The following is a 7,075-nucleotide window of genomic DNA, read 5'->3' as shown; positions in this document are numbered from 1 at the left end:
CGGACGCATGCGGACAGCCGCCGCCCCCAGCGGGGCGACGGCTGTCTCGGGTGGGCCTTGGCTCGGCTCAGAGGGCGAGGCGCTGGCCGGGGACGATCAGGTCCGGGTCGGCGCCGACGACGGACCTGTTGGCGGCGTAGAGCCGCTGCCAGGTGGTCCCGTGCCGGGCGGCGATGGCGGAGAGCGTGTCGCCCTCGCGCACGGTGTAGGTGCCGCGGGACGCGCCGCGGTTGGTGTGGCTCGCCGGGCGTCGCGGCGCCTTCGCGGGGGCGGACTTCGTCGTCGCGCCCTCCTTCGCGGCCATGCCCGAGGCGGCCGCGGGAGCGGCCCCGTAGGCGCCGGCGCGGGCCGAGCAGACCGGCCAGGCGCCCCAGCCCTGGGCCCGCTGGACCCGGGTGGCGACCGCGATCTGCGCGCTCCTGGAAGCCCGGTCGGCCGTCGGGGCGTAGGCGGAGCCGCCGTAGGCCCGCCAGGTGGAGGCGGAGAACTGGAGCCCGCCGTAATAGCCGTTGCCGGTGTTGATGTGCCAGTTGCCGCCGCTCTCGCACTGGGCGATGCGGTCCCACACTCCGTTGTCCGCCGCGGCGGCGCTGCCGGCGGCGGCCAGCAGCCCCAGCGGGGCCAGCAGGGCGGCTGAGGCCAGAGCGGCCGTCGTGCGGCCCTTGCGGGCGCTGTCGTCACGGGCGGCGCTGCGGCCGGTATGGGCACATTCGGACATGTGAATCCCTCTCCACGAACCCGGGCTCCCCCGGGCGGAGCGCGCGTCCCCGCGCTTGACCGCGGTTCCTCGCGCCCGCCCCGTCCGCCTCGACCGGTGCCACGCCGTGCAGTGCCTGGTGCCGGCCGGCGGACGTACCCGAGCGGTGCTCGTTGCACACGGCGGAGGAATGTAAGGAGGACGAGCGGCCGATATCAACCAACTCCTCGTCGTTCCAGGCCAGTTGCCCGTTACCGGCGGGAACGGCGATTTTCGGCCACCCACTACATACGCTGATTTCCTGATTTGTCGACCACCCACCGAGGCGCCGTGTGACCCACTTCACCCGTACAAGTTCCTTGACTCCACGATGAGTTGACGATGAGTGGCGGGTTCCGCACCGAAGGTGACGCTGCGCAGCGGCCGGTTCGAACCGTGACCCGGCCGGGCGTGACCACCACCACAGGACGCCCGTTGTCTTCTTCATGAGCCCGGAACCCCGGGGCTCAGCGGCCGGGAGCCACCCGGCCGACCCAGCACCGCATCCCGAGGGAGCCACCCGTGCCGCGCATGCTCGACGTCAGTGACGCCGTACGCGCCGAGATCGGCGACGAAGAAGCCGACCGGCTGCTCGCCGGAGAGAACGCCCCGGGCAGTTACGACTGCACGTCCTGTCGCACCCCGGGCGACTCCGAGCACGAGCGCACCAGCACCGTCCTGTTCGTCGGCGAGGAGACCGCCGTCCTCGCCTTCGCCCACGCCGGCTGCCTGCCCTCGCAGGTCGTCCAGGTCACCGAGGAACAGCTCCAGGGCGCCGTCCGCTCCATCGGCGGCGTCGGCGCCCAGGTCGCCGGCGGCGAGCCGCAGGGGACCGTGCCCGAGCAGGCGGTGCTCGGCGTGACCAGCGGACTCGTCCTGATCGAGGGCGAGTTGCACCCCGCGCTCGTCGTCGAGCCGACCTCGCCCATCGTGCGCCCGGGCACCTTCGGGGCCGGCGACGACTTCCTGCCGCTGCTCATCGAGCAGGGCTTCATGCCGGTGACCGAGCTGGCGGCCGTGCCGCCGGTGCTGCACGGCTGGTCGGTCCTGCTGGCGATGGGCCAGCTGCACGCGGTCCTCCAGCCGGGCCCGGGCGGCGGTCCTGTGGCCTGGTGGCAGGCGCACCAGCCGCTCCAGGTCACCGACAGCTGGCGGGCCGCGGCCAACAAGCACCAGCAGGCACTCATGTTCGCCGCGCCGGTGGGTTCGATCGGGCGCCAGCCGCGCGAGGACCTGCTGCGCGAGTCGCTCGACAAGGCGGCGGCGAACGGCAAGCTGGTCGCGGCGGCGCTGCCGCTCGCCGGTACCTGACCGTCGTGCGGTGCGGGAGCGACGCGGCCCCGCACCGCGGGGAGTTGTACGACCGCATCCCTTCCGGGCTCCGGTCGTTTGGACATACGTGCACGCATACGACGCTCCGTCCCACCGGTCATCGTTCTCCTCCATCCCGTCCGCGCGGACGGCGCAGGAAGGGTGCGGTGGGGTCTCGGCCACGCCGATCTACGACACGCTCTACGCGGAGTGGGTCAGGACCTTCCGCACGCTGCCGGGCGACCGCAGCGGCGAGGAGGAGCTGAGGTTCAGCCCCTTCGGCCCGCTGCCGGACCGGCCGGGGGCGTACGGCGGCCACCGGGCGGGGTCGTTCAGCAGCTCGTACAGCGCCTACAGCGCGGGCGCGTACAGCGCGCGGCAGCAGTCGCAGTGGCAGCGGGTGGGCACACTGGGGCGGCCGCACCAGGACGCCGGGATGCACCATGTGCCGGCGGCGCTGCCGCCGGGGCCGCGCCGGGGCGCGTGACACCCGCACGGCGAAGGGCGGCTCCCTGGTCCTCCAGGGAGCCGCCCTTCGCGTCGTACCGCCGCTACTTCTTCTTCGCGCCGCGCTTCTCGCGCACCCGCACCGAGATGTGGATCGGGGTGCCCTCGAAGCCGAACTCCTCGCGCAGGCGGCGCTCGATGAAGCGCCGGTAGCCGGCCTCGATGAAGCCGGAGGCGAAGAGCACGAACCGCGGGGGCTTGGTGCCGGCCTGGGTGCCGAACAGGATGCGCGGCTGCTTGCCGCCGCGGACCGGGTGCGGGTGGGCCGAGACCAGTTCGCCGAGGAAGGCGTTCAGCCGGCCGGTGGGGACGCGGGTCTCCCAGCCGGCGAGGGCGGTCTCGATGGCGGGGACCAGCTTCTCCATGTGCCGGCCGGTGCGTGCCGAGACGTTGACCCGGGGCGCCCAGGCGACCTGGCCCAGCTCGGTCTCGATCTCCCGCTCCAGGTAGTAGCGGCGCTCCTCGTCGAGGGTGTCCCACTTGTTGTAGGCGATGACCAGGGCGCGCCCCGCTTCGACGGCCATGGTGACGATCCGCTGGTCCTGCACGGAGATGTTCTCGGAGGCGTCGATCAGGACGACGGCGACCTCGGCCTTCTCCACGGCGGCGGCCGTGCGCAGGGAGGCGTAGTAGTCGGCGCCCTGCTGGAGGTGGACGCGCTTGCGGATGCCGGCGGTGTCCACGAACTTCCAGGTCCTGCCGCCCAGTTCGATCATCTCGTCGACCGGGTCGCGGGTGGTGCCGGCCATCTCGTTGACGACGACGCGCTCCTCGCCGGCCACCTTGTTCAGCAGCGAGGACTTGCCGACGTTCGGGCGGCCGATGAGCGCGACGCGGCGCGGGCCGCCGATCGCGGTGCCGAAGGACTGCTCCGGCGCGTTCGGCAGGACCTCCAGGACGGCGTCGAGCATGTCGCCGGTGCCGCGGCCGTGCAGGGCCGAGACCGGGTGCGGCTCGCCGAGGCCGAGGTTCCACAGATAGGCGGCGTCGGCCTCGCCGCTCGGGCCGTCGACCTTGTTGGCGCACAGCACGACCGGCTTGCCGGCCTTGCGCAGCAGCCGGACCACCGCCTCGTCGGTGTCGGTGGCGCCGACCTTGGCGTCCACGACGAAGACGACCGCGTCGGCCGCCTCGATCGCGTACTCGGCCTGGGCGGCCACCGAGGCGTCGATGCCGAGGACGTCCTGCTCCCAGCCGCCGGTGTCGACGACCTTGAAGCGGCGGCCCGCCCACTCGGCCTCGTAGGTCACGCGGTCGCGGGTGACGCCCGGCCGGTCCTCCACGACCGCCTCGCGACGGCCGATGATCCGGTTCACCAGGGTCGACTTGCCGACGTTCGGGCGGCCGACGACGGCGAGCACCGGCAGCGGGCCGTGGCCCGCCGCCTCGATGGCGCCCTCGACGTCCTCGATGTCGAAGCCCTCTTCGGCGGCGAGCTCCATGAACTCCGCGTACTCGGCGTCGCCGAGCGCCCCGTGCTCGTGCTCGTGCTCGGCCGAGCCGTCGGGCTGGATGTGGTCGTTCATGAAGTCCGTACCTCGTCGTTCATCGTGGTGATCGGTGGAGCAGGCCCGGTCGGGCTGATCCACTACTCAAGTGTCGCCGGTCGCCCGGTCAGGCGCCTGGCGTTTTCCAGGTGGCCGGTGAGCTGCTTCTGGATGCGCTCGGTCGCCGCGTCCAGCGCCGCGCGGGTACGCCGCCCCGACCCGTCGCCCGCCTCGAAGGGGTCGCCGAAGACGACGTCGATCCGGGAGCGCAGCGGGGGCAGCGCCTTGATCAACCGCCCGCGCCGCCCGGAGCTTCCCAGTACGGCGACGGGCACGATCGGCGCCCCGCTGCGCACCGCGAAGTAGGCGAGCCCGGCGCGCAGCGAGGCGAAGTCGCCCTCTCCCCGGGTGCCCTCCGGGAAGATGCCCAGCACTCCCCCGGCCTCCAGCACCCCGAGGGCCTGGGTGATCGCGGTGCGGTCGGCGGCGGTGCGGTCCACCTTCAGCTGTCCGATGCCGGTCAGGAAGGGGTCCAGCGGGCCGACGAACGCCTCCTTCTTGATCAGGAAGTGCGTCGGCCGGGGCGCCACGCCCATGACCATCGGGCCGTCGATGTTGTGGGAGTGGTTGACCGCGAAGATCACCGGACCGGTGGCCGGCACCTTCCAGGCGCCGATCACGCGCGGCTGCCACAGGCCGTACATCAGGCCGACGCCGATGCGCCGACCGACCTCGGCGCCCCGCTCCGAGGGGACCGGGGGTCGGCTCACTTCCCGGCCCGCTTCTCCTCGACCAGGGTGACGACGCACTCGACGACCTGGGCGAGGGTGAGATCGGTGGTGTCCACCTCGACCGCGTCGTCGGCCTTGGCGAGCGGCGAGGTCTTGCGGCTGGAGTCGGCGGCGTCCCGCTTGATCAGCGCCTCGCGGGTGGCGCGCAGGTCGGCGCCCTTCAGCTCGCCGCTGCGGCGGGCGGCGCGGGCCTCCGGGGAGGCGGTGAGGAAGATCTTCAGGTCGGCGTCCGGGAGGACGGTCGTGCCGATGTCCCGGCCCTCGACCACGATGCCGCGCACCGCCGCCGCGGCAATCGAGCGCTGCAGCTCGGTGATCCGGGCGCGCACCTCGGGCACCGCGCTGACGGCGCTGACCTTGGAGGTGACCTCCTGGGTGCGGATCGGGCCCGCCACGTCCACACCGTCGACCGTGATGGTGGGCTTGTCCGGGTCGGTGCCGGAGACGATCACCGGCTTGCCGGCGACGGCCGCGATGGCGGTCGGGTCCTCCAGGTCGATGCCGTTGGTCACCATCCACCAGGTGATCGCCCGGTACTGGGCGCCGGTGTCCAGGTAGCTCAGACCGAGCTGCGCGGCCACGGCCTTCGACGTGCTCGACTTGCCCGTGCCGGAGGGACCGTCGATGGCGACGATCACGGGCTTGGCGGTCGGGGCGCCGTTTTCCACGGGGGACACCTTCCTGGTGCGGTGTGGGCGGGGTGCGGGGAGCGAGTGCGCCCCGCACAAGGTTACTGGGTGCTGGTCACTCGTCCGGACGCATGCGCGCCGTCGGTACCGGCCGCCCTACTGGCGCAGCGCCCAGCCGCGCTCCCGCAGCGCCTCCCTCAGCGCCGCCGACGCCTTCGGCTCGACCATGAGCTGCACGAGACCGGCCTGGCGGCCCGTCGCGTGCTCGATGCGGACGTCCTCGATGTTGACCCCGGCCCGTCCGGCGTCCGCGAAGATGCGGGCGAGCTGGCCGGGCTGGTCGTCGATGAGCACGACGACGGTCTCGTACACGCGCGGCGCGCTGCCGTGCTTGCCGGGTACCCGCACCTGGCCCGCGTTCCCGCGGCGCAGCATGTCCTCGATACCGGTGCTGCCCTCGCGGCGCTTGTCCTCGTCGGAGGACTGCAGGGCGCGCAGGGCCCGCACGGTCTCGTCCAGGTCGGCGGCGACGTCGGAGAGCAGGTCGGCGACCGGGCCCGGGTTCGCGGACAGGATGTCGATCCACATGCGCGGGTCGGAGGCGGCGATCCGGGTCACGTCCCGGATGCCCTGCCCGCACAGCCGTACGGCGGCCTCCTCGGCGTGCTCCAGGCGGGCGGCGACCATGCTGGACACCAGGTGGGGCATGTGGGAGACGAGGGCGACGGCGCGGTCGTGGGCGTCGGCGTCCATGACGACCGGTACGGCCCGGCAGTGCGAGACAAGCTCGAGTGCGAGGTTGAGCACCTCGGTGTCGGTGTCCCGGGTGGGGGTGAGCACCCAGGGGCGGCCCTCGAAGAGGTCGGCGGTCGCGGCCAGCGGGCCGGACTTCTCCCGGCCGGACATGGGGTGCGTGCCGAGGTACGCCGTCAGGTCCAGGCCGAGCGCCTCCAGTTCGCGGCGCGGGCCGCCCTTGACGCTGGCCACGTCCAGGTAGCCGCGGGCCAGGCCGCGGCGCATGGCGTCGGCGAGGACCGCGGCCACATGGGCGGGCGGGGCGGCGACGATCGCCAGGTCGACCGGGCCCTCGGGGGCCTCTTCGGTGCCGGCGCCGAGCGCGGCGGCGGTACGGGCCTGCGCGGGGTCGTGGTCGGCGAGGTGGACGACGACGCCGCGCTGCGCCAGGGCCAGGGCGGCGGAGGTGCCGATGAGGCCGGTGCCGATGACGAGTGCGGTTCTCACTGGGCGATGTCCTTGCGCAGGGCGGCCGCGGCGCCGAGGTAGACGTGGGCGATGTCGGCGCGGGACCGGTCGGACTCGATGTGTGCGAGGACCCGTACCACCCGGGGCATGGCGCCCTCGATGTCCAGCTCCTGGGCGCAGATGAGGGGGACGTCGACGATGCCGAGCTTGCGGGCCGCGGCCGCCGGGAAGTCGCTGTGCAGGTCGGGGGTGGCCGTGAACCAGATGCTGATGAGGTCGTCGGCGGTCAGCCCGTTCCGATCCAGGATGGCGGTGAGCAGCGTTCCGACCTGCTCCTCCATGTGCCCGGCCTCGTCCCGCTCCAGTTGGACGGCTCCCCGGACCGCTCGTACCGCCACGGCGCTGCTCCTC

8 protein-coding genes are annotated in these 7,075 nt (G+C 73.3%); 2 read left to right on the top strand and 6 right to left on the bottom strand.

Annotated elements, in window-relative coordinates:
• Nucleotides 1-67 precede the first annotated feature (67 nt).
• Entirely contained in the window at nt 68-718 is a 651-nt protein-coding gene (locus tag ACLU3S_RS21305; protein ID WP_413953508.1) for a transglycosylase family protein, read from the bottom strand.
• A 540-nt stretch (nt 719-1,258) separates the two neighbouring features.
• On the opposite strand from ACLU3S_RS21305, the gene ACLU3S_RS21300 reads away from it, so the two are divergent.
• Together ACLU3S_RS21300 and ACLU3S_RS21295 are read left to right on the top strand one after the other, a co-directional pair.
• The gene (locus tag ACLU3S_RS21300) at nt 1,259-2,047 is read left to right on the top strand and encodes a hypothetical protein (RefSeq protein WP_413953507.1); all 789 of its coding nucleotides are present in this window, start codon (nt 1,259-1,261) and stop codon (nt 2,045-2,047) included.
• A gap of 88 nt (nt 2,048-2,135) precedes the next feature.
• Nucleotides 2,136-2,534: a hypothetical protein gene (locus ACLU3S_RS21295; protein ID WP_413953506.1), complete on the top strand. Its 399-nt coding sequence runs from the start codon at nt 2,136-2,138 to the stop codon at nt 2,532-2,534.
• Between the two features lie 64 nt (nt 2,535-2,598).
• Here ACLU3S_RS21295 and der read toward each other — a convergent pair whose 3' ends face one another.
• The 5 genes from der to aroH form a co-directional block, all read right to left on the bottom strand.
• Nucleotides 2,599-4,080: a ribosome biogenesis GTPase Der gene (gene der / locus ACLU3S_RS21290; protein ID WP_413953505.1), complete on the bottom strand. Its 1,482-nt coding sequence runs from the start codon at nt 4,078-4,080 to the stop codon at nt 2,599-2,601.
• A 62-nt stretch (nt 4,081-4,142) separates the two neighbouring features.
• Nucleotides 4,143-4,811, bottom strand: coding sequence for a lysophospholipid acyltransferase family protein (locus ACLU3S_RS21285; protein WP_413953504.1), 669 nt, complete (start codon nt 4,809-4,811; stop codon nt 4,143-4,145).
• Entirely contained in the window at nt 4,808-5,500 is a 693-nt protein-coding gene (gene cmk / locus ACLU3S_RS21280) for a (d)CMP kinase (RefSeq protein ID WP_413953503.1), read from the bottom strand. The genes ACLU3S_RS21285 and cmk overlap by 4 nt, the downstream gene beginning before the upstream one ends.
• 117 nt (nt 5,501-5,617) lie before the next feature.
• The gene (locus ACLU3S_RS21275) at nt 5,618-6,703 is read right to left on the bottom strand and encodes a prephenate dehydrogenase (RefSeq protein ID WP_413953502.1); all 1,086 of its coding nucleotides are present in this window, start codon (nt 6,701-6,703) and stop codon (nt 5,618-5,620) included.
• Nucleotides 6,700-7,062 carry a chorismate mutase gene (gene aroH / locus ACLU3S_RS21270; protein WP_413953501.1) on the bottom strand — a complete coding sequence of 121 codons (363 nt, stop codon included), beginning with the start codon at nt 7,060-7,062 and terminating at the stop codon, nt 6,700-6,702. The genes ACLU3S_RS21275 and aroH overlap by 4 nt, the downstream gene beginning before the upstream one ends.
• Nucleotides 7,063-7,075 lie beyond the last annotated feature (13 nt).

Source organism: Streptomyces sp. AF1A, from assembly GCF_047340315.1.
In the GTDB taxonomy this organism is placed as follows: domain Bacteria; phylum Actinomycetota; class Actinomycetes; order Streptomycetales; family Streptomycetaceae; genus Streptomyces.
This window is presented reverse-complemented; position numbering and strand designations above follow the sequence as displayed.